Origin of the sequence: Rhizobium sp. SJZ105 (genome assembly GCF_007828365.1) — a bacterium.
GTDB classification, from domain to species: domain Bacteria; phylum Pseudomonadota; class Alphaproteobacteria; order Rhizobiales; family Rhizobiaceae; genus Agrobacterium; species Agrobacterium tumefaciens.
In genome coordinates this window covers 36,587-59,595 of record NZ_VIUP01000011.1, presented here as the reverse complement: position 1 = coordinate 59,595, position 23,009 = coordinate 36,587, and the positions used below count along the sequence as shown (strand labels likewise).

At 58.8% G+C, this 23,009-nt stretch carries 20 protein-coding genes; 4 read left to right on the top strand and 16 right to left on the bottom strand.

Features of this window, described 5'->3' with window-relative positions; translation table 11 throughout:
- Positions 1–169: 169 nt before the first annotated feature.
- Positions 170–1,735: an ABC transporter substrate-binding protein gene (locus tag FB593_RS23115; RefSeq protein WP_035200413.1), complete on the bottom strand. Its 1,566-nt coding sequence runs from the start codon at positions 1,733–1,735 to the stop codon at positions 170–172.
- Between the two features lie 168 nt (positions 1,736–1,903).
- Here FB593_RS23115 and FB593_RS23110 point away from each other — a divergent pair, with 168 nt between their 5' ends.
- Positions 1,904–3,394, top strand: coding sequence for an amidohydrolase family protein (locus FB593_RS23110; RefSeq protein WP_145167026.1), 1,491 nt, complete (start codon positions 1,904–1,906; stop codon positions 3,392–3,394).
- A 247-nt stretch (positions 3,395–3,641) separates the two neighbouring features.
- Here FB593_RS23110 and FB593_RS23105 read toward each other — a convergent pair whose 3' ends face one another.
- The 7 genes from FB593_RS23105 to FB593_RS23075 form a co-directional block, all read right to left on the bottom strand.
- A complete protein-coding gene (locus FB593_RS23105; protein ID WP_035200411.1) occupies positions 3,642–4,706 on the bottom strand; it encodes a porin in 1,065 nt (354 codons plus the stop codon).
- A gap of 510 nt (positions 4,707–5,216) precedes the next feature.
- Positions 5,217–7,367: a GGDEF and EAL domain-containing protein gene (locus FB593_RS23100; protein ID WP_145167035.1), complete on the bottom strand. Its 2,151-nt coding sequence runs from the start codon at positions 7,365–7,367 to the stop codon at positions 5,217–5,219.
- A 339-nt stretch (positions 7,368–7,706) separates the two neighbouring features.
- Complete coding sequence (locus tag FB593_RS23095) at positions 7,707–8,642, bottom strand: 2-hydroxyacid dehydrogenase (protein ID WP_035200409.1); 936 nt, start codon at positions 8,640–8,642, stop codon at positions 7,707–7,709.
- Positions 8,643–8,666: 24 nt separating this feature from the next.
- Positions 8,667–9,398 carry an amino acid ABC transporter ATP-binding protein gene (locus FB593_RS23090; protein WP_004431334.1) on the bottom strand — a complete coding sequence of 244 codons (732 nt, stop codon included), beginning with the start codon at positions 9,396–9,398 and terminating at the stop codon, positions 8,667–8,669.
- A complete protein-coding gene (locus FB593_RS23085; RefSeq protein WP_003505666.1) occupies positions 9,379–10,038 on the bottom strand; it encodes an amino acid ABC transporter permease in 660 nt (219 codons plus the stop codon). The genes FB593_RS23090 and FB593_RS23085 overlap by 20 nt, the downstream gene beginning before the upstream one ends.
- Positions 10,035–10,739, bottom strand: coding sequence for an amino acid ABC transporter permease (locus FB593_RS23080; protein WP_004431329.1), 705 nt, complete (start codon positions 10,737–10,739; stop codon positions 10,035–10,037). The genes FB593_RS23085 and FB593_RS23080 overlap by 4 nt, the downstream gene beginning before the upstream one ends.
- 66 nt (positions 10,740–10,805) lie before the next feature.
- Entirely contained in the window at positions 10,806–11,609 is an 804-nt protein-coding gene (locus tag FB593_RS23075; RefSeq protein WP_004431321.1) for a transporter substrate-binding domain-containing protein, read from the bottom strand.
- Between the two features lie 296 nt (positions 11,610–11,905).
- Here FB593_RS23075 and FB593_RS23070 point away from each other — a divergent pair, with 296 nt between their 5' ends.
- Positions 11,906–12,226, top strand: a complete 321-nt coding sequence (locus FB593_RS23070) for a hypothetical protein (RefSeq protein ID WP_004431319.1) — start codon at positions 11,906–11,908, stop codon at positions 12,224–12,226.
- Positions 12,227–12,383: 157 nt separating this feature from the next.
- Positions 12,384–13,406: a LacI family DNA-binding transcriptional regulator gene (locus FB593_RS23065; RefSeq protein WP_019566709.1), complete on the top strand. Its 1,023-nt coding sequence runs from the start codon at positions 12,384–12,386 to the stop codon at positions 13,404–13,406.
- 61 nt (positions 13,407–13,467) lie between these two features.
- Here the strand turns inward: FB593_RS23065 and FB593_RS23060 are convergent, their stop codons facing one another.
- The 7 genes from FB593_RS23060 to FB593_RS23030 form a co-directional block, all read right to left on the bottom strand.
- Complete coding sequence (locus FB593_RS23060; RefSeq protein ID WP_145167025.1) at positions 13,468–14,496, bottom strand: trans-3-hydroxy-L-proline dehydratase; 1,029 nt, start codon at positions 14,494–14,496, stop codon at positions 13,468–13,470.
- 10 nt (positions 14,497–14,506) lie between these two features.
- A complete protein-coding gene (locus FB593_RS23055) occupies positions 14,507–16,216 on the bottom strand; it encodes an aconitase X (RefSeq protein ID WP_035200406.1) in 1,710 nt (569 codons plus the stop codon).
- 111 nt (positions 16,217–16,327) lie between these two features.
- On the bottom strand, positions 16,328–17,569 hold the full coding sequence (locus FB593_RS23050; protein ID WP_025594922.1) for an NAD(P)/FAD-dependent oxidoreductase: 1,242 nt from the start codon (positions 17,567–17,569) through the stop codon (positions 16,328–16,330).
- Positions 17,569–18,291 (bottom strand): amino acid ABC transporter ATP-binding protein, encoded by a 723-nt coding sequence (locus tag FB593_RS23045; protein ID WP_004431309.1) that lies wholly within the window; start codon positions 18,289–18,291, stop codon positions 17,569–17,571. Before FB593_RS23045 ends, FB593_RS23050 begins: the two co-directional genes overlap by 1 nt.
- Positions 18,284–18,937 (bottom strand): amino acid ABC transporter permease, encoded by a 654-nt coding sequence (locus FB593_RS23040; protein ID WP_004431304.1) that lies wholly within the window; start codon positions 18,935–18,937, stop codon positions 18,284–18,286. The genes FB593_RS23045 and FB593_RS23040 overlap by 8 nt, the downstream gene beginning before the upstream one ends.
- A 12-nt stretch (positions 18,938–18,949) precedes the next feature.
- Positions 18,950–19,615, bottom strand: a complete 666-nt coding sequence (locus FB593_RS23035) for an amino acid ABC transporter permease (protein ID WP_019566704.1) — start codon at positions 19,613–19,615, stop codon at positions 18,950–18,952.
- 71 nt (positions 19,616–19,686) lie between these two features.
- Positions 19,687–20,493, bottom strand: a complete 807-nt coding sequence (locus tag FB593_RS23030; protein WP_013761084.1) for a transporter substrate-binding domain-containing protein — start codon at positions 20,491–20,493, stop codon at positions 19,687–19,689.
- Between the two features lie 326 nt (positions 20,494–20,819).
- Between FB593_RS23030 and FB593_RS23025 the strand changes: the two genes are divergently transcribed.
- Positions 20,820–21,857, top strand: coding sequence for an Ldh family oxidoreductase (locus FB593_RS23025; protein WP_019566703.1), 1,038 nt, complete (start codon positions 20,820–20,822; stop codon positions 21,855–21,857).
- A gap of 112 nt (positions 21,858–21,969) precedes the next feature.
- On the opposite strand, the gene FB593_RS23020 is transcribed toward FB593_RS23025, so the two are convergent.
- Entirely contained in the window at positions 21,970–22,935 is a 966-nt protein-coding gene (locus FB593_RS23020; RefSeq protein ID WP_013761087.1) for a dihydrodipicolinate synthase family protein, read from the bottom strand.
- Positions 22,936–23,009 lie beyond the last annotated feature (74 nt).

Sequence of the window (23,009 nt, the reverse complement as noted above, 5' to 3'; positions counted from 1 at the left end):
AACCTCTCGGATGCAAACCCGTGGCCAAAAGGCAGGCAGGTTTGCCCATTTTTGCAAGAGACGGGGTACGGGCCGCATGCGCCCGTAACATTGTCAACAATTGCACCGGCAGCGGAGCATTCAGGGAGGCGTTCAGCGAAATGCCCAATGCCTCCCTGATATTTCCGGATTACTTGCCGACCTGCGTCAGCCAGTGGCGCGGCTTGTTGTCGGCGCGGAAATCAACGCTCTTGACCTTTCCGAGCATGGCCCAGGCGATGGGCTGCTGGTGCAGCGGAACAAGCATCGTCTCGTCCTTGGCGATTTTCAATGCAGCTTCTTCAAGCGCGAGACGCTTGTTATTGTCCTGCTCGTGTGCTGCCTGATCCACCAGCTTGTCGATCTCGGGGTTAGACCAGCCGCCATAGTTGGATACGCCCATCGCGCCCTTGCGGGTCGACAGGATCTGCGACAGGAACGAGAAGGCATCGAGCGTGGGCTCGTTCGCCCAGCTGAGGTTGAAGACATCGGCCTTGCCACCATTGCGCTTGGGAGACTGTACCGAACGCGGGGCGATGTCGATTGTCGGCTGGAAACCGCCGCGTTTGAGCATGTTGGCAACGCCGGAGCAGATGTCTTCCTCGTTGATGCTTTCGTCATTCATGCAGGTATAGGTGAATGCAAGGTTCTTCATCCCCGCATCGGCAAGCAGCTTCTGCGCCTTTGCCGGATCGGCAGGCTGGTAGGTATCAAGCGACTTGGCATAACCCGCAATCTCAGGCGCAATAAGCGAGCCGGACGGTCTTGCAAGATCGCGCATGACCTTCTTGTTGATGAGATCACGATCGATCGACGCCTCGAATGCCTGGCGAACGCGAAGATCGTTGAAGGGGTTGGGCTTGCCGTCTTCCAGCTTTTCGCGGCGATTGAAGCCAATGAACAGCGTGCGCAGCTCGGTGCGCTTCTTCACCGTGATGTTGGGCGAGGATTCCAGACGCGGCAGATCCTGGATCGGCGCGGAATCGATCAGGTCGATTTCGCCGGAGAGCAAAGCTGCAACGCGGGTTGCGGCCGAGGCAATCGGCACGAATTCGATGCGATCGAGATTGTGTTTTTTCTGATCCCACCAGGAATCGTTCGCGACAAGAACCGTCTTGCTATCGGGAACGCGGCTCTCAAGCTTGAACGGGCCGGTGCCGTTGGTGTGCATCGTCGTGTAGCCATCCACCTTGGAAGCGAAGTCGGTCGGCTTTTCGCTGTTGTTATCTTTCAACCACTTGGCGTTGAAGATGAAGATATTGGTGATGTCGTTGAGGAAAAGCGAGGTGGGCGCGGTGACGTTCAGATCGACGGTGTAATCATCGACCTTCTTCACGCCGGCGAAAACCGGAATATTGCCGCGCAATGGTGAGGTGGCATCCGAAGCGCGCGTGAAAGATGCAACGACATCGTCAGCGGTAAACTCAGCACCGTCGTGGAACTTCACACCTTTGCGCAGGGTGAAACGCCATGTTTTTTCATCAACAAGTTTCCACTCCGTCGCAAGCGCCGGCTCGATCTTGAAGTCCGGCCCGTAACGCACCAGCCCTTCATAGATATGATTGAGAAAGGCGAGGTTGGAGGTGGAAGGCACCGAATACGGATCAAGCGAGTAGAGATCCGCGCGGCCGCCCCAACGCAAGGTTTCTGCGTTTGCGGGAACAGCAATGGCGGCGGCGGCCATGGCGGCCAGAACGAAACTTCTAATTCGGGACATTTGATCCCCCCTTTTTATAAATCATTGGATAGCCGGCAGACCTACCGGCCGGGCAAGGCGGAGTATTGTTTCGCACAGGCGTATTGTCAATAATATTGTTGACAATTATCGTATCCAAAATCGCGAAGTTCTGGATACAAGCTACGCTTCAATGAGGGAGAGGACGAAATGGGGAATTTTCTGCTGCTGCACGGCACGATGGTGACGGTGGATCGCGAAAGACGCATCATCGAGGATTGTGGCCTTGCCATTCAGGGCGACCGTATTGTCGACATCGGTACAGCAGCGCAGCTGGCGCCACGTCACACCGACAAGCAGATCATAGATTGCCGGGGAAAACTCATCATTCCCGGCCTCATTGACGCCCATGGCCATGCAGGGCACGCGCTGATCCGCAGCATTGCGGCCGACACCAACGCCATGTGGATGAAGGTCGTGACGCCGACCTACTATCACTACGTCACACGCGATTACTGGTATGCGGACGGCCTGGTCTCCGGCATCGAGCGGCTTCGCGCCGGCGTGACGACCGGTACCAGCATCATCACCTCGATGCCACGCGCCGACGACCCCGTCTTTGCCATCAACCACGCCCGCGCTTATGACGAAATCGGGCTTCGTGAAATCATCTGCGTTGGACCTTCCGGCCTGCCCTGGCCGCACCCGGTGACCCGATGGGAAAGCGGCTCTCCGGAGCGCCGAAATGTAAGCTTCGAGGAAATGATTGAGGGCAGCGAAGCCACGATCGACGCCCTGAACGGAACGGCAGACGGACGCATCAGTGTTTTTCTGACACCCTTTACCATCGTTCCCTCGGTGGAACCCTCCAACGCTTCAAGCCCCGACCAGGCGGTGAAACTGACGGAAAACGACCGCATGCAGGCACGCCGAATACGCGAGACGGCCCGGAAAATGGGCGTCAGGCTACATTCGGATGCATTTGCGGGACAAATCCGCATGGCGTTTCAGGATAAGGAAAATGCGCTTCTCGGCCCGGATATCCACCTCCAGCACTGCTGGGGCATCTCGCATGAAGAAATCGACATTCTGGCGGAAACCGGCACGCGCGTGACCCACGCCCCGCCGGGCCGCTCAACGCCGATCATGGAAATGATCTCCAAGGGGATTCGAGTAGCCATCACCACCGACGGCGCGGCACCCAGCCGTCACTTCGATATGCTCCAGACCGCCCGTCTGGCGCAATTCACGCAGCACCTGCTGCACAATCACGATCGCTACCTTTTGCCGCCGGGCAAGATATTCGAAATGATTACCATCGACGCCGCCCACGCCATCGGCATGGAAGATGAAATCGGCTCGCTCGAAATTGGCAAAAAGGCCGATGTCGTCGTCATCGACATGCGCAAGCCACATCTGATGCCGATGTGGATGCCGGTGCACCGTCTCGTGCATCAGGTTCTGGGAAGCGACGTCGATACCGTTTTCGTCGATGGCAAGATGCTGATGGAAAACGGCCGTGTTCTGACGACCGACGTCGATGCGGCTCTCTCCTTTGGACAGGAAGAGGCACTGGCACTCGCCGCCCGCGCGGGTCTTGAAGCGCATATGCATGATCCGGGCTGGGGCCGTTTGCTGCGAACCTTCGAAGAGCCAGTGCACCCTCCCCAGCCGCCGGTACCAATGCCTGGCGAGCGATAGCGCAACCTGATCTCCAGGACCGGCAACCCGCCAACCCAGCGACCCGCCCGCAAATGCCCGCAACGACATTGTTGACAAAAATCTGCCGGAACTTTCCTCAAAACAAAATCTCCCCGGCCTGGAGGGGTCCGGGGAGCAAACCTGACATCATGTCAGGAACTTTGACTGGAGCTAGCACTCACCCGCTCAAGAGCGGGGTGGATCTGAGTCATCTAACCCGGTTTATGCTTTTTTCTTGTGTCGGGTATTAGAACGAACGCTCGAGACGAAGGAAGCCGGTCCAGCTGTCGCCACCGCCGTTTACACCCTTCTTGCCGTCCACGTCCTGATAGGTCACTGCAACCTTCGTGGAGAGGCCGGAGGTGATCTTGTAGCTTGTAGCTACGCCAGCGCGCCATGCATCGCGGTTGCCAACGAAGTCGTTGTTAGCACCGATATCGATCGTGCCGAAGTACTGGAAACCGGGGGTTATGGTCAGCTTGTCGGTTGCCTTGATGGCATATTCGGCAGCAACCGACCATTCGGATTCTTCGTAGTAGTAGTTGGCGCCGGAAGCCCATACGCCGGAGAGGCCAAGGGTGCCCGGACCGATGTCAGCCGTGACGATTGCACGGATTGCACCGTTTTCCTGGTTGGTGTCGTAAGCGCCGAGCAGGTTGGCCTTAACGCCGCCGAACTTGCCGCCGATGATGGCGCTTACGCCGACATCGTTCGTGTTGGTCTTGAACTTGCCGCCCTTTGAAACGCCAAGCTCAGACGTGCCCTTGCGCGAGCCTTCCAGCTCTTCAGCAGCGGCACCAACGTAGAAGGAGCCTGCGTCGTAGGTGTAACGGATGGCGTTCAGACGGGTGCGGTTGGAGCTGAGCTGGTCATACTCGCCAGAGAGACCGTCATCCCACCAGTTGTAGTAGAAACCGACCTTCAGGCCGCTGAGTTCGATGAAAGCCTGATCGAGAACGACGTTACGGTCAGTGTCGTTGTCGGCCTGGCCGCGCAGACCGATGTAGCCGCGCAGAGCGCCGAGTTCGGTGTCGGTGCGGGTGTCGATGTTGAACTGACCGCGCGTCGTGGCATCCCAGTCGGAAGTGCCGGACTGGTTACGACCGAAGTCGGTCTGGAAACGAACATAACCGTCGAACTTCAGGCAAGTTTCGGTGCCGGGGATGTAGAAGAAGCCGGTGCCGAAGGCGTCGCAGACGCGAACATATTCCATGGGCTCGGGTTCGGCAGCGACGATAGCGTCAGCGGCCTGTGCGCCGGATACTGCTGCGAGAGCGGCAGCGGAGCCGATGAGGAGGCTCTTGATGTTCATTTTTAATCTCCAGTCAAAAATTTTTCAACGAATGCGCAAAACCGAGGGCTGGTCTTTTCCCTGCCGCCCGCTTCTCTGCGCTGATTCAGCAAATGGCAGAAATTACGGGAGACTCGCAATTCAAATCTAAAGAATACAAATACACTTAGAGAATACATTCAAATAACGTAGTAAAATTACAACAAATTAATAGTTCAATATATAATATATAAATGTTTTATTTGGTGATTTCGATATTTATTACTTAGTTATAGTGCAAATTATTTCTAATATTTTTGAATTACAATACTAGAACAAACTTGCGCCCAATCCCGCAATCGCTTGGGAAAGGCATCAAGTTTCATGGATGAAGATGAGGGGATGCGGGCTTTTGATGCCGCGTGGAGTCGCAAGAAGGGTGATATAGCCGCACTCCCTCCCGGCGCCACTATGCGGCAAAGACAGCGCAACGTGCCTTCCGCCAATTCGCGCCCGGCGAATCCGGTTAGAGGCAGTCCACCGAGGTGGAAATTATTGCATGTCGTTCGATAGACCAGCGGGGAAAGTCATCATAGTCCCCAACATTGCCTCGATCGCATCCGCCTGCACCGGGCGGCTGAAGTAATAACCCTGCCCATAGGGGCAGCCGGCAGTGCGCAGAAACGCTGCCTGTTCGCCGGTCTCGACGCCCTCGGCAATGACATCGATGCCCAGAGACCCCGCAAGCTGGATCATGATGGAGACGATGGCGCTGTCCTTGGTTTTTTCCGGCAGATGGGTGAGGAACGACCGATCTATCTTCATGCACGACAGGGGGAAGGTCTTAAGCATGCCGAGACAGGAATAACCAATGCCGAAATCATCCAGTGCCAGGCTGACGCCCATCTCCTTGATGACGCGCATGATCCGCACGGATGTTTCCACATCCTGAATGATGAGGGTTTCGGTGATCTCGATTTCCAACAGAGACGGTGCAAGGCCGGATTGCGTGAGCGCAGACCTGATCTGCTCCACAAGGCCGCCCTGAAATTGCCTGGGTGAAATGTTGACCGCCATTTTGACGGGCGGCAGCCCGGCATTGCACCATGCCTGCGCCTGAAGGCAGGCTTTCTTCAGAACGCTTTCCCCAAGTTCCACGATGAGGCCGGTTTCTTCCGCAAGGCCGATGAATTCCGCGGGGCCGAGCAGACCTTCCACCGGGTGCCGCCAGCGCACCAGCGCCTCCACGCCGCTGATGCGACCGGTCAGAAGGTCGACCTGCGGCTGATAGTGTAGAACGAATTCGTCGCTTTGCACCGCCTTGCGCAATTCCTCGATACGGGTGAACTTCTTCCTCAGATCATCCGCCATGCGCGGCGTGAAGGTTGCAATGCCATCTCGCCCGCTATGCTTGGCCTCATACATCGCAAGATCGGCCGCAGCGACAATTTCCGCCGTGGTTTCCCCGTGCTCCGGGAAAAATGCCATGCCAATGCTGCATGTGACCTTGATATCGTAGTTGCCGAGGCGCAGCGGCTGCGAGACCGCAGCCCGGATATGTTGCAGGCGGCTTTCGAAATCGTCCTTGTGCTTATGCAGGATGATGACGAACTCATCCCCGCCCACCCGCAGCACCAGATCGTTTCGACCGAGACTGCGCGAGATGCGCTCAGCCGTTTTGGACAACAAAGCATCGCCAACGCTGTGGCCGAGCGTATCGTTGATCTGCTTGAAATTATCGAGATCAAGAAAGCCGATGCCGACATGCCGCTTCGCTTTTGCCGATGCTGCCAGTATCTCCGGCAGTCTCGTATCCAGAAAGCGGCGATTGGGCAGCCGTGTCAGCATGTCGTGATCGGCAAGAAACGCGATATGTTCCGCCGCCCGTTTGCGATCGATCGCAAGACCCGCCATGCGCGCGGCGGCGGCGATGAACTCCAAAAGCCCCGCATCCGGTGTGCGGCCCGCCAACATGCACCAGACGAAACCGTGCGCATTGCCTTCGCTGGCGGGAATATCGAAACTGAAGGCCACATTACCTGCGGGATAGGTCAGGCTTTCGGGATCGCTGACGCTGGAGATGAGTGCTGTCACCCCCGCATGCTGTGAAAGCGCCGGTGAGGCATAGACCGAGGGTTCGCCGGCCGCGGCATCGAATACGCGAACAGCGCAGGCAAGACCCGTAGCGAGGTTTTCGATGGCTTTCACAAATTCTTCGAGAAAATCCTCGATACGCGCCGCCCCAACAATCATTTCGAGAATATGCGCCTGCGCCTGAAGCAGGCGCTCCGAGGCTTTCTTCTGGGTAATATCCCTGGATGCACCAACCACACCGATGATCGCGCCGTTCTTGTCCTTAAGCGGCACGCGCGACATCATCAGCCAGCGGTCGATATCGCCGCGCATTGCGCGTTCCTCAAAACCGAGATCCGGCTCTCCCGTGCGCATCACCCGCGCCTCGGTCTCTGGAATGCCGGCACGCTGCGCCGCATCGCCGTTAATATCGTAATCGGTGAGACCGATCAGTTCCTCGACTGTGTCAAAGCCGTTTTCGGTGACGATGGCACGGTTGGCGAAGAGAAAGCGGCCTTCCAGGTCCTTGGCGTAGATGAAATCCGGCACATGATCGATCATCGCTTCAAGCAGCGCATGCCGGTCGGATGGCGGCGCATCGGACTTCGTCCGCGGCGGCCGGTTCTGCAAGCGTGACTTCGGGCCTTTGGAACGCAACTATCCGCCTCGTTACTGTATAAGGAAGCAGAATAGTAGGATTATACATATTATATAAATATGAACGGCGGCGGGGGATTGAAGCGAAATGGCGCGACAAATACCGCGCGATCAGATTGTCGGCAAAGGCAAAACCTCTCCTGCAACATACCGGCCTTGAGCCCGCATTGAGCCACGGCGCATCTGCGCCGTGAAACAAGCTTTTCCCATTCAATACTTCATAGCACTGAACCGTGAGCTGCAGGACTTCGTAGCCAATCTCATGAGTTGCAACGGCTGCAGCGTTTGACTGCAACCGTCAATGCTTATCCATCACACGACAGGTGTGGGGAGCTCTTTACCGGCAAAATGCGCGTCGAGATTGGCGAGAACCAGATCGGCCATGGCGCGCCGGGTCTGGTGCGTGCCGCTGCCGATATGCGGCGCGAGCGTGACGTTTTCGAAGGTGAAAAGCGCCTCCGGCACACGTGGCTCATCTTCAAAGACGTCAAGCGCTGCGCCACCGATCGTGCCACTCGAGAGCGCCTCGACCAGTGCCTTTTCATCCACAAGCGAACCACGCGCCACGTTAACGAGCACACCCTGGGGACCGAGAGCCTTCAGCACATCCGCATTGACGATATGACGCGTTTCGGCGGTGGCGGCGGCGGCGATGATCAGCACGTCGCAATTGGCGGCCAGCGCTTCGATGCTGTCGTGATAATCATAGGGAACATCGCGACGGTTTCTGGCGGTGTAGGAAATGCGCGCATCAAAGCCTTCCAGTCTTTTGGCGATCGCCTGACCGATGCGGCCGAGGCCAAAAATGCCGTAGCGGCGGCCGGCCACACGGGTGGAAAGACCCATATCACCCTTCAGCCATTGCCCCGTGCGCACATGCTGGTCAGCCTGCGGCAGCTTGCGCGCCTGCGCCAGAACAAGACCGAGCGCGAGGTCAGCGACATCCGCCGTCAGAACATCCGGTGTGTTGGAAACGCGGAAACCGCGTCGCTTGGCTTCCGCCAGATCCACCTTGTCGAAACCGACGCCGTTGATGGCGACGATCTCGAGATTGGGGAGTGCGGCGCCGATATCCGCCGGAAGGCCGATATGGCCACCGGTGACGACGCCGCGGATTGCAGCACCCTTTTCAGAAAGGAACGCCGCCTTGTCTGCCGCCTCAAACAGGCGATGAACAGTGAAGCGCTGCGCGAGTTCTTTTTCCAGTGCCGGGATCAGCGGGCACAGTTGTACGATTTCAGTAGTCATGGATATGTCCTTGTGGATCAGGCGCTATTTCACATCGGCCTTGACGAATTGCCGGAGTTCCGGTGTTTGCGGATTGGCGAAGAGTTCTGCCGAGCGGCCCTGTTCCCAGATCTTACCCTTGTGCATGAAGATGGTTTCGGTCGCCACACGGCGTGCAAAGGCCATTTCATGGGTAACAAGGATCATGGTCATGCCGCCCTTGGCGAGGTTTTCCATGACCGTCAGCACTTCCTCCGTCAGTTCGGGATCGAGTGCAGAGGTCACCTCGTCGAACAGCATCACCTTCGGCCGCATGGCAAGCGAACGGGCAATCGCCACGCGCTGCTGCTGGCCGCCGGAAAGCTGGTCGGGATAGGAATCGAATTTCTCCGACAGGCCGACGAGTTGCAGAACCTCGCGGGCAATGTCCTTCGTTTCCGACTTTGCCACGTCCTTGACGATGCGCGGAGCGAGCATGATGTTTTCGCCGACCGTCAGATGCGGGAAAAGATTGTAGCTCTGGAACACGATGCCGACATCGGTGCGCAGCTTGCGCAGCGCTGTGGCATCTCCGCCCAGCGCATGGCCGGCAATTTCGATGCGGCCCGAATTGATCTTCTCCAACCCGTTCATGCAGCGCAGCAGCGTGCTCTTGCCCGAACCGGAGCGGCCGATGAGGGCGAAAACTTCACCACGGCCGACTGTCAGCGACACGCCTTTGAGGACTTCCAGAGCGCCAAAGCTCTTGTGAACGTTTTCAACGATTACTTCCGGCATGAAGCCTCCTTTCCAGCCAACGAGACAGCTGGGACAACGGGTAGCAGACGATGAAATAAAGCACGGCCACCGCGACGAAGACGCGGAACGGCTGGAACGTGGCATTGTTGATAAGCTGCCCCGCTCTCGCCAGTTCGACGAAACCGATGATCGATGCGATGGACGTATTCTTGACGACCTGAACGGCAAAACCGACGGTCGGCGGCAGAGAAATGCGGATCGCCTGCGGCAGGATGACGTAGCGATATTGCTGGGCGCGGGTGAGAGCCAGCGACTCCGACGCCTCCCATTGCTGCTTCGGCACCGCCTGGATGCAGCCGCGCCAGATTTCGGCGAGATAGCCCGACGTATAGATCGTCATCGATGCGCCGGCGGCAATCAGTGGTGGCAGTTCAAGTCCGGCAAGGCTTAGGCCGTAATAGGACAGGAACAGGATCATCAGCACCGGAATGCCCTGGATGACCTGGATATAGGTGCCGGCAGCGATACGCAGCGCCTTCAGATCCGAGGTGCGGGCAAGCGCCACGAAGAAACCGACGAGGCCGCCGCCGATGAGCGCAATGATCGTCAGAAGCACGGTCCATTGCAGGGCGGTGAGCAGGAAGCCGAACTCGTTCCAGCCGAAAGTTCTGAGTGTCATGACTGCACCTCCGGCAAGGCGGTCATCGTCTTGCGCGCCACGCGGCGGCCGAACAGCCACATGCCGACAAGGGCAAGGATGAGCCGCAGGCTGAGCGCCAGCGCAAGATAGATGAGCGTGACGACGATATAGACCTCGAAGGAGCGATAGGTCTGCGATTCCACGAAGGCAGCGGCGGCCGCAAGCTCATGGGTGGAGATGGCCGAACATATGCTCGATGCCAGCATCATCAGCACGAACTGGCTGCACAGCGAAGGATAGACCTTGGCGATAGCAGGCACGATGATGACGTGACGATAGATCTGATATTTGGTGAAGCCCAGAGCCTCACCCGCCTCGATCTGCGACTTGTGAACCGCCTCGATGCCGGCGCGGATGATTTCCGTGGAATAGGCGGCAAGATTGATCGTCATGCCGATCAGAGCTGCCGTATCGGCTCCAACGCGAAAGCCGAGCCCCGGCAGACCGAAATAGACGATGAAAAGCTGCACCAGAAATGGCGTGTTGCGGATCACCTCAACATAGCCGTCCACGATAATGCGGACGATGCCGCCATTGATGGAACGCAGCGAGGCTAAAAGAATGCCGAAAGCGCAACCGAGCACGATGGAGAGGACCGATAGCTTGATCGTCAGCCATATGCCGCTCAACAATTCGTTCTGATATTGGGCAAGTGCGCCGAATTGAAATGTATAGGACATGCGTCACTCCGTGGACATTTCCCGGCCCGCCGGAATTTCTCCCGGCGGGCGCGTTGAATGGCTCAATCAGAAGCTAGGCAGTTGCGGCAGCGGACGGCCGGTCCACTTCACCGAGATGCGGTCGAGATCGCCCGACATCTTCATGAGATAGATGGAGGTGTTCAGCCACTGACGCAGCTCGAAATCCTCAATCTTCGTCGCCATGGAATTGCCCTGCTGGAAGAAGGTGAAACCGACCTGCAGACCGGCTTCCGGACGCTGCTTGATGATCGCCTCACCCACCGTGGACGGCAGGGCGACGGCATCCACCTGACCGGCAAGCAGAGCCTGGGCGCTGGTGGAATCGTCTTCGTAGACGACGATTTCGAGACCTTCGACATTGGCCTTGCGCAGCGCGGTTTCCTGCGAGGAACCGCGGTTGACCGAAACGCGCTTGCCCTTGAGGCTGTCGAGATTTTCGAATTTCTGGTCCTTGCCGGAAATGATGTCCATGTTGAAGGCGCTGTAGGGCTGCGTGAACATGACGGTCTTGGCGCGTTCACCGGTCGGAGCGAGCGTCGCGACAAGGAAATCGACCTTGCCGGTCTGGAGCGCCGGAATGCGGGCCGGCGGCGTCAGCGGCACCAGTTCGACCGGCAGCGACAGGTAAGAGCCGATCAGATTGGCGACATCAACGTCATATCCGGAAGGATTGCCCTTCTCGTCCACCATACCCATCGGCGGCGCGCCGGTGAGAACGCCGATCTTGACCTTGCCGCGCGCGGTGATCTCGCTGAGCGAGACGGCATGGGCCGAAGTGGTCGCGGCAAGCGTTGCTGCGGCAACACCGACTGCGACGGTCATGTTCTTCAAAAATCTGGAAATGCTCATGGTTTCTCCTCCAACCCTTTATTTGCCGTCCGCACGGGAACAGCGGCCTTTGCGCAAACCGAAAAATGTTCTCGATAACATTTCGACCCGATTTGCAAAAAACTCCTCCCAAGAAGACGCGAAGATCCAAAACTGTTAGAATTCCCCATGAAATTCAATGATTTTGGCTGGTTATCGATTTTCCTCTGGTCGACACCATTTCGCGTTCTTGGCAGGATCAATAATGCATGTTATCGGTATCATTGCAAGTCCGATCTACAGAACTGTTGCATCGGGCATTCATTCGGGAGGGAACCATGTATACACGCTCGGCAATTTTTGAAGGCAAGATCCACGCCGGTCGGGAGGAGGAGTTTTTCCGCATTGTCGAGGAAAAGCTTCTGCCGGTCTGGAAACGCATGCCGAACGCGCAGGCCGTGCGCGTCATGCGCACCGAGCGTACGGACCCGGACGCGGCGGCCATCATTATGGTGCAGGAAATCGACTATCCGTCGATTGAGGCTGTGGAAGAAGCGCTGGTTTCGCCTGTTAGACTGGAAGGCCGGGTGCTGACGGACGAGATGATGAGCATGTGCGACGGGCGTTTCTATCACCTCGTCTACCGTCGCATCGCATAAATCCGGTGCACGCCGCACCGATCTGCAATCATGCGGCGTGCTTTCCCTTGATATCTTCGTGTATGTCTTGTCCTGAACCGGTTCTAATTCAGGGAGACATGCTTTGGTGGAGCGCACGCCCTTGGCCGCAGCGTTAGTCACGTCAAAAAAAGCAACCATGAGCGACGTCTCGAAACTCGCGGGCGTCTCCAAGATGACCGTTTCGCGGGTGCTGGCCGATCCGGCGCTGGTGTCTGAGGACACGCGCCAGAAGGTGATGAAGGCCATCGAGAAGCTGGGCTATGTTCCAGATAGAATCGCCGGTTCGCTGTCTTCCCGGCGCACCAATTTCATCACCGCCATCCTGCCGACGCTCACCAACTCCAACTTCGCCGACAGCGCACAGGGGCTCGCCAATGCTCTGCGCGCCGCCGACTATCAACTGCTGATCGGCTATACCATGTACGATCTCCAGGAGGAGGAGCGCGTCATCCGCACCATGATGGAGCGCCGGCCCGACGCCATAGTCGTTGCCGGAACGGTGCATACCAAGATGGCGAGCGAAGTTTTGATGCGCGCCGGCATCCCGATTGTGGAAATCTGGGACGTTCCCGAACATCCCATCGACCACGCGGTCGGCTTTTCCAACTACGAAGTGGGAAGAAACGCCGCCAAATATTTAATATCGCTTGGATTTAAGAGAATTGGCGCACTGGGATCGCGTGCGGATGGCGATGTAAAGGACTGGCGCGGCGAAAGCCGTCTGCTCGGTTTTGGTGCTGCACTTCGCGAAGCCGGGATTGCCGACGACCTCATCATCCGCGAGGGCAGCGCCCCAGTCTCCTACGACCATGGGGCCAAAACGCTCGGCTCGTTGCTGGCGAAGGCGCCGGATGTCGAAGGCATTTTCGCGGTCTCCGATATTTCCGCCGTCGGCGCACTGATGGAGTGTCATCGTCGCGGCATTCGCGTTCCCGAACAGATTTCCATCCTCGGCTTCGGCGATTTCGACATCGGCCGGCAATGTTATCCGGCGATTTCAACGATCCGTGTAGACGCCCAGATGATCGGCCGCAAAGCGGGCGAATTGCTGCTTTCCATATTGGAAGCGGAAAAAGGCGCTGCCGTTCCCGAAGGTGCGCGGGTGGATGTCGGGTTCGAGTTGATCGTCAGGGAGACAACGAAGCGGGTGGGCGGGTGAGGCGCTCCCTCCCTCATCCCTGTGCTGGTCACAGGGATGAGGTAAGTACAGTGTATCGTCCTTATCGAGCGCCCCAAGTGTCCGTCAGACGATATCCTTCCGGCCATGGATCGGAAGGATCGAGCATGTGCTGGTGAATGCCGGTGATCCAGCCGCGGCCGGAAATTTCCGGCAGGATGGCCGGGCGGTCGCCCACCGTTGTCGTTCCCAGAATGCGACCGGTAAAGGTGGAGCCGATGAGCGACACGGCCGTCAGCGTCTGGCCTTCTTTCATCTCACCGCGTGCATGCAGCACCGCCATGCGGGCCGAAAGCGCCGTACCGGTCGGTGAGCGATCCACCTTGCCAGGCTGGATGGCGACGGCGGCACCTGCCCGCAGGCCCTCAACCGTGCGCTCCGCCTTGCCCGCAAACAGGCAGAAGGAAAAATGACGCCAATCGGGGTTTTCGGGATGCTCGAAACCCAGAGCCTTGTTGGCGGCATTGGTGATGCGCACGCCGAGACGGGCAATCTCGTGCGCTTCATTCGGCTTCAGGCTGAAGCCCATCGCCTCGGCGTCGACGATGACGAAACTGTCGCCGCCATAGGCCGTATCCACCTTCAACGTACCGAGACCCTCGACCTCGAGTTCTACATCGAGCTTCGCGGCAAAGCTCGGCAGGTTCTGCACGAAAATGCGTTCGGCCTTGCCATTGCGGCATTCGGCACGCACCTTCACAAGCCCGCCCGGCGCTTCAAGCAGCATATGGGTTTCCGGCTCCTGCATTGGCACGATACCGCCATCCAGAAGCACGGTGGAAACGCAGATGGAGTTGGAGCCCGACATGGGCGGGGTATCTTCCGGCTCCATGATAATGAAGGCGGCATCCGCGTCAGGATGTTTTGGCGGCACCAGAAGATTGACGTGGCGGAACACGCCACCGCGCGGCTCGTTGAGCACGAAATTGCGCAGGGTCTCATCGCGGGCGATGAAACGGCTCTGTTCCCAGATCGTCTCGCCGGGCGGCGGCCTGACGCCGCCTACGATCACATCACCCACCTCGCCTTCCGCATGGGCGGAGATGACGTGAACTGTCTTGATACTGCGCATTTAGTGCTCCTCAGGAAAGCCAGGATGGAAGACGGGAAATAGCACGGCCGGTCAGTGCGCTTTCAACACAGTCGGCAAGGCTGCCGAAACGCACCGCGCGGCCGCTGAGGCCAGGACCGTAGTGGGCGTACTTGCCCGAATTGGTCATCAGCGCGCGCGTCCTGGTCGGAAAGACCGGTTCGGAAATCGAGCACCAGCACAAATCAGGCAGTACCTGGACGCCACTGTCATGCAGGCTTTGCAGGGTGCCGTCCCGTTCTGCTGCGTCGATGACCTGCTGTCCGGCAGTGACGATGACGGCAACATTTGCATGACGCCTGCGTCCGTTGAAGGCGGACGCCAGCGCGCGGCATTCCTCCAGCGAGGCATGCGGGCTGCCGATGGCAACCAGTTGCACATCCTCTGGTCCTTCATTCAGAAGCGACCAGCCTGCGGCCATATCAGCAAGCGAAACTGTGACGGTTTCCGCCGTTTCGACCGGCTCCAGTCTCGCTTCCGGGGTGACGCCACCGATATGCAGCATGGGAGCCGCAGACGTGGTGCCGAAAGCGGCGCAGAGCGCCTTCAGATCATCCCGCGAAGGCTTTGCTGCACCAAGACCGCGCAGAAGCGGAATGCAATCGGGGGCTGCCTTGCCAGCGAGATAACCGATGAGCGGCCAGAAGGCGTCATTGATATCCTCAGGCAAAGCGACATCGACAATGCGTTGCGGTCGGCGGTTTTCCTCAAGATAGACGCCGGACAATGGCGCCCTGCCCGTCAAGGCAATGCAGAGATCGAGAAAATCCGGATGTTTAGCCGTGCGTGCGCCGAGAACCGTATTTGCGAAAATCACGGCATTCGATTCGGCCCAGGCGATCATGTCGCCGGCCTGCGGCGCGCTGTCGAGCAGATATGGCGAACAGGTGAAGGTGGGGCGACAACCCATGCGTACATAGGCATCCGCCAGCCTTGCGGCGGGATCGCCGAAATCCTCCGGCACGCCCTGCGCGCGCCAATGCGCCTTGTCCACCGAGATGGCGTTCATAGTCGTCGGCACGCGCACGCTTGCGCCCATCTCCGCCATCTTCTCCGCAAAGGTGAGATTGGCGGGACTGGCATAAATGCAGCCGTCAATATGACCCTGCGTGACATCGACGAGCGCTGATGCCCCCTGCTGGGCGGCCATGGCGACAATGATGCGCATTGCCTGCTGCACGGCGATGCCATCGCGGCCCTCGAGCATTGCCCTGTCGTCATTCTTGAGATCGAGATGCGTCGTCGCAGGCGGCGCGATCGCGAGGGAAACGTCATCAGCCTCAATGGTATTTTCATCGATACGCACATGAGAGGCTTGAGAGAACCGCGCGAAATTCTCCGCGTCCAGGCGCAGAACCGGCAAAGGCTTGCCGAACATTTCCGCAGCGATCAGCGCGCCGAGCGTCAGCACGTCTTCGGCCTCGCAGAAGACAAGCGCTGAGGGTGCGCGGCCAGTCAGGATGAGATCGAGCAAAACGCCAGAACCGGTGCAGGAGCCACGGCTTGACGGCATGAACAGCACACCGCCGGTGAGACAGACGCCGTGCAGCGGGTGGTGCACGTCAATCACCTTGCCTGTGGCGGGATCGACACCGCCCCAGAAACTCAGCGCCTCTGTCGTGGCGATCACCACGCCTTCAGCCGCGCCCGGCAGGATGCTGCGCGCCTGAGGAACGGCTGTTGTCGAACCGGAAGAAGACATCGAAAATCTCCCCAAAAGCATTTCCAGTAAAAGTGCGTAGCGGTTTTACGTCTGGAAAATGCGTAAAAAAAACTAGAGAATTTTTGCGTTTCGGAGAAAAGCCAAAATCCTCTAGAAACGTTGTGGCGAAAATGCCCTTGTATCGATGGCGGGTTTTTGCCCCGTCAGTAGATCGGCGACGATGCGGGCCGTGCCGGCCGATTGCGTCAGCCCCAGATGGCCGTGGCCGAAGGCATAGACCACCCGCGCCGTGTGGCGCGCCGCACCAATCGCGGGCAGGCTGTCGGGCAGCGACGGGCGAAAACCCATCCATTGTTTGCCGCCTTCGGTTTTCAGGCCTGGCAGAAAACTTGCCGCCTTGGCGAGAAGCGCCTCGGAGCGGGCGAAATTGGCCGGAAGCTCGAGCCCGCCCAGCTCCACTGCACCGCCGACGCGAATGCCGGTCGAAAGCCGCGTGACAACGAAACCATGGCCACCGAAGGTCACCTGCGTGCGCAGATCGAAGGCGCCTGAAGGCAGGGTAGTATTATAGCCCCGTTCCGTTTCGAGCGGAATTTTTTCCCCAAGCGAACGGGCAATGCGATGCGAAAATGCGCCCGCCGCCAATACCACCTTCCCGGCCTTGCGGGTGCGCCCGTCATGGCTCACCACTTCCACACCGTCTTCCAGCGGCCTGAGCGCTGCGATGTCGAGACGTTCGATACGACCGCCGATGCTGCGGAAATGCTCGGCTAGAGCCAGCGTATAGAGCTTTGGGTCGGCGATGGAATGCCAGCCGGGCGTGAAGGTGCCGCAGGTGAAACGCGGTGCGATGCCCGGCTGTATCTCGGCCATCTGCTCGGCATTCAGGTGCCGGAACTCGATGCCATGACGCTCGCGCGCCTTCCAGCCGGCAAGCGAGCCTTCGAATTCGGCTTCGCTTTCATAGACCTGGAGATTGCCCTCCTTGCGCAGCATGGCAATCGTGTCGGTTCTCCTGAGAAACGGCTCAAGTTCAGATTTCGACAGGTCCATCAGCGCCGTCTGGGCGGCGGTGGAATGTTCAACCTTCGAGGCGGCACAGGCGCGCCAGAACCGGAACATCCATGGTGCAATCTTCAGCGCATAGGCAGGCGGGACGCTGAGAGGCCCGAGCGGGTCGAGAAGCCACTTCGGCGCTTTCCAGAGAATGCCGGGGGATGCGAGCGGCAGGATATCGGTGAAGGCGAAGGCACCGGCGTTACCGGCGGAAGCGCCGGCCGCCGGGCCTTCGCGATCGATAACCGTGACCGAAAGGCCGCGTCCCTGCGCGGCAATAGCTGCCGAGAGGCCGACAACGCCGGCCCCTATGACGATGACATTGTTTGCAGACATTACCGCACGCTCGACAGGAATTTCTGCGTCTCGGGGTGCTGCGGCGCGCCGAAAAGCTGATCCGGCGTGCCGATTTCCGCCATCACACCCTGATGGAAAAAGGCGACACGGTTCGACACATCGCGGGCGAAGGCCATTTCATGGGTGACGCAGATCATCGTCATGCCCTCGTCGGCCAGCATCTTCAGCGTATCGAGCACTTCGCCCACCAGCATCGGATCGAGCGCTGAGGTGACTTCGTCGAACAGCATATATTCCGGCGACATGGCAAGAGCGCGGGCAATCGCCATACGCTGCTGCTGACCGCCAGACATGCGGTTCGGATAGACCTTCAGCTTCTCGGCAAGACCTACATGGGTCAGTTGCTTGACCGCGATTTCCTCGGCCTGCTCTTTCGAAATGCCAAGCACCTTGCGCGGCGCCAGCATGACGTTTTCGAGCACCGTCAAATGCGGAAAGGCATTCCATTGCTGGAAGACGATGCCGACCTTGCGACGCAGCTTGTTGAGGTCGGTCGATTTGGCATGCACCTCGGTGCCGTCGATGACGATCTTGCCGCTATCGATCGGCTCCAGGCCGTTGATGCAGGTCAGCAGCGTCGACTTGCCGGAGCCGGAACCACCGATGATAGTGACGACCTCGCCGTTGTTGACGGTCAGGTTGATCCCTTTCAGAACCTCCAGCGGGCCGAAGGATTTGCGGACGTTTTCGATCTCAATCATTGGGGGACCACCGTCTTTCGAGATACCCGCCGAAACGGGCGATGGGGAAGCTGATAAGGAAATAGATGGCGCCGCAGATCATCAGAATGGTCAGCGGTTCCTGCAGGCGGGTGACGAGGATCTGCGAGGCACGCAGAAGCTCGATAAGTCCGAGCCACAGCACCAGCGCCGAATCCTTCATGACGCCGAGTGTCAGGCCGATCCAGGCGGGCAACGACACGCGAGTTGCAAGCGGCAGCACGATGTAGCGCATGTCCTGCGACCAGGTCATGCCGAGTGAACGGCAGGCGCGGCGCGTGTTCGACGGCACCGCTTCGATGCCGCCACGCACGATCTCGGTGCAGTAGGCCGCCGTATAAAGCGACAGAACCACGCATGAGGTGGTGAATGGCGGCCAGCCGAGCTTGGCGATCGACTGGAAGGCATTGCCAAGCACCAGCTGGATGAGGAGCGGCACGGAGCGGAAAACATCCAGCACGAAGGTCAGCGGCAGCGACCAATAGGCCCCGAGCTGGAAGCGGATGACACCGAAGATGATACCCATGAGGGTGCCAGCCGTCACGGCAACGGCGGTGACGGCAAGCGTCATCCCCGCGCCCTTGGCAAGGAAGGCAAGATCACTCCAGGTGAGAGCGGTTTCAAACATGGCGCACCTCTCTCAGTAACGAAACAGACGAGCGGCCAGCAATCTGGCGGCAAGCGTGACGATCTTGGCGATCACGTAATAGATGACCGCGGCAAGCGCGAAGAATTCGAAGGTGCGGAACGAACGGGCGTTCAAGGCCTGCGTGACACCGGCAAGATCCGTATTCATGCCGACGGTGACACCGAGCGAGGTCATCAGGATTGCCCAGACCATCTGGTTGGTGGCAGGCAGAAAGGCGACGCGCAGCATCTGCGGCATGATGATGAGGCGGAAGGTCTGCATCGACGTCATGCCGAGCGAACGGCCGGAGCGCGTTTGCGTATCCGGTATCGCCTTCAGCGCTCCACGGAAGTTCTCCGCAAGATAGCCCGCATTGTTGAAGGCGATGCCGGCCAGAAGTGCCGTATAGGGGCTAAGATGAATGCCGAAATTGCCAAGGCCGAAATGGGCCATGTAAATCTGGAACAGCGCCGGCGTGTTGCGGGCGATTTCCACCCAGACGGCGGCAATGGCACCCAATATCCGGTTACCGGAAAGCCGGAACAGGGTCAGCACGATGGCGCAGGAAAGACCGATCACCATCGACAGGATCGCGATCTGCAGCGTCACCACCGCACCGTCCAGCAGCTGCGGCAAAGCCTTCAGCGCCTGATTCCAGTGGAATGTATAATTGAACATAACCGTCTCACCTTTTCAGAAACGATCAACGGCGCGATCGATCCGACCGCGCCGTTTGGGAAAAGTTCTGATCAGCGATAGACGCCGTTGACGGTGAGCGAAGGAACTTCGCCGCCAACCCATTTTCCGTAGAGTTCGGCGTAACGACCGGTGCGAACCTGCTGGTTGATGAACAGGTTCAGGTAATTGATGAAGCCATATTCATCGCGGTTGGTGAAGAGAGCGACATAATCGATGTCATAAGGTGCCTTGCCGACCACCGAGATGCCGGCAAATTTGCCGGTCTTGACGTTGGCCTGTGCAACGGTCGAGGTCGAAACGGTGGCGTCGATCTGGCCCTGGCTGAGCGCGAGGAACACATCGGCCTGCGTCTGGTAAGGACGGAACTCGCCTACGCCCCATTCCTTGACGGTCTTTTCGAGCGCAATGGCTTCAAACGTACCGGCAGTCGCGCCGACGGTCTTGCCCTTCATGTCCTCAAAGGACTTGACGCCGGACTTGTCGTTGGCGGTGACAGCCATTTCGAAGGCGAAGTAAGGCACGGTCATGCCAACCGTCTTGGCGCGCTCAAGCGTATCGGACGTGGAGGCAACGCCAACATCGACGCGGCCGGACATCAGCGCCGGAATACGTTCCGGGAAAGGTGTCTCGACGATTTCAGCCGTGACGCCGAGCGCCTTTGCGAGATCGTTGCAATAATCGACATCGAAGCCGATCGGGTTGTTGGCGTCATCACGCGCGCCCATGGGCGGGAAGTCGAGCACGACCGCACAGCGCAGCGTACCGGACGAAATGATGTCGTCAAGCTTGTCGGCCTTGGCCGGAGTAATAGCGAAAGTGGCGGCCAGCAGGCCGGCGACGATGACCGATTTTTTCATTGTTGATTTGCTCCCAGAATTGCTCTGCCATTGAAGGCGAGGTCACTATTTCCCCATGGAGGCGATAAATCAACATAAAAATACAATGAGTATACAAAAAGAATTTTTGCAACAGCGAACAGTGCTACGGCAGCGAGCTTGCAATTCGGGACCGAAGAGCACGTGAAAATGACGCCCTGGTTGGGCAGTTCCGCCCTACTCTCATCCCGGCGCTTGTGGCAGGCATGGGCACCGGACGCAGAATGCCGAAAAGACAAGTTGCAATAGAATGACCGTTGTATACTTTATGTATTCAAAATGTGCGAGCCCAATATCGGAGGATTATGATGAGCGACAACACCACATTGACCATCGACGGGCTTTTTCAGCGGGTCGAAGCTATTTTCCGCAAGGCGGGGCTCAATGCCGTGCAGGCGGGAGCGCTTGCGCGGGTTATTGTTGCCGGTGAGCGCGACGCCTGCAAATCGCACGGCATCTACCGCATCGAAGGCGCCCTGCGCACCGTCAAGGCAGGCAAGGTTAAGCCCGATGCGATGCCGGAGGTGGCCGCAGACGACGGCACAGCGATCGTGAAAGTCAGCGCCAATGGCGGTTTTGCCAACCCCGCTTTCGAGCTTGGCCTGCCTGTTCTGGTGGAGCGGGCGAAACGCACCGGCATCGCCGCGCTCGTCATCAATGACTGTACGCATTTCTCGGCGCTCTGGCCGGAAGTCGAGGGGCTGACAGCGAACGGTCTAGCGGGTCTGGTCATGTGCCCGAGCTATTCCACCGTCGCCCCCACTGGCGGAACCAAGCCGCTGCTCGGCACCAACCCCTTCGCCTTCGGTTGGCCCCGTAAGAACACTTCACCCTATGTCTTTGATTTCGCGACATCTGTTGCGGCGCGCGGCGAGATAGAACTGCACCGTCGCGCGGGCAAATCTTTGCCTGAAGGCTGGGCCGTGGATGCCGACGGAAACCCGACGACCGACCCAGAGGCTGCGCTTGCCGGCGCCATGCTTCCGTTCGGCGGCCACAAGGGTTCGGCGATCGGCACCATGATCGAGCTTCTCGCGGGTATCATGATTGGTGACCTGACCAGCCCTGAAGTACTGGAGTATCTCGGAACCACAACGCTTGCGCCGTTCCATGGCGAGCTTATCGTCGCCTTTTCCCCGGAAGCCTTCGCCAAGGGCCGTCCGGGCGATCCTTTCCAGCGGGCGGAAATCCTGTTCGACGCCATTATCGGCCAAGGTGCCCGCCTGCCCTCCGGCCGCCGCTTCACTGCACGCGCCAAATCGGAAAGCGAAGGCATCACCTTGACCGCCGCCGAAATCGCCGGTCTCGACCGGCTGCTGGAACAGGGGATGGACGCCGTCTCCTGACATCAGTCCTTCGTCATGCCGAACCCAATCAGGCATGACGAAGGATATCTATCGAACCTCATAAAACGAAAAAAGGCCCGCAAATGCGGGCCTTTTTCACTGCAGAAAGTAATCAGGCAGCCTTGCAGGCCTGAACCGCACCCGGAAGCTTGCTCCAGTCGGCGTACCAGCTGTTGAACAGCTTGAACTGCGCCTCGACATAACCGCGCTGGCTGTCGCTGAGGGCATCGGTCTCGTTGAAGTGCAGCGTATATTCCTTGTCGCCCTTCAGCACCATCATGTGCTTGAAATAGAGAACCAGATCCGGGCCTTCATCGAAGGAGGAGAGGACGGCGAGCGCCTGCTCCAGTTCCAGCGCGCGGGCGCGGGCGTCCGCATCGCCCTTGGCGGCGGCCTGCGACAGCTTGCAGAGATGGATGACTTCCTTCGGCAGGACATTGCCGATGCCCGTGATCGCGCCGGTTGCGCCGCAATTGACGAAGCCGTGGACAACGGCAGTATCGACGCCGATCATCAGGGTGACTTCATCATCGCGGCTGGTGATGTTTTCAGCAGCGTAACGCATATCCGCCGGACCACCGAATTCCTTGAAGCCCACGAGGTTCTTGTGTTCCGCACGCAGCGCGAAGAAGAGATCGGCGCGGGTGGCGAAACCGTAATAGGGGCTGTTGTAGATGACAGCGGGCGTTTCGGGAGCGGCCGCAAGGATGGCCTTGAAATGCGCCTTCTGGGCAGCGATGACCGAGCCGCGCGAAAGAACACGCGGAATGACCATCAGGCCCTTTGCGCCAACCTTCTGGGCATGGGCGGCGTGCGCAACGGCAGATGCCGTGTTGACCGCGCCGGTGCCGACGATGACCGGAATGCCGGCTTTCACCAGACGTTCCACGCCTTCCATGCGCTGCTCATCGGAAAGAAGCGGCCAGTCGCCCATGGAACCGCAATACACGACGGCAGACATGCCATCGGCGATCAGCTCTTTGCCCTTGCGGACAAGCGCGTCGAAATCGGGGGTGCGATCATCTTTGCAGGGGGTCATCAAGGCGGGAATCACGCCGGAAAAAATGCTGGCCGTCATTACTAGCTCCTAAGGGACAGTTTTTCGGGAATGGACGCACCTCCGCGCCACCCTTTCAACAAGGACATTACAAT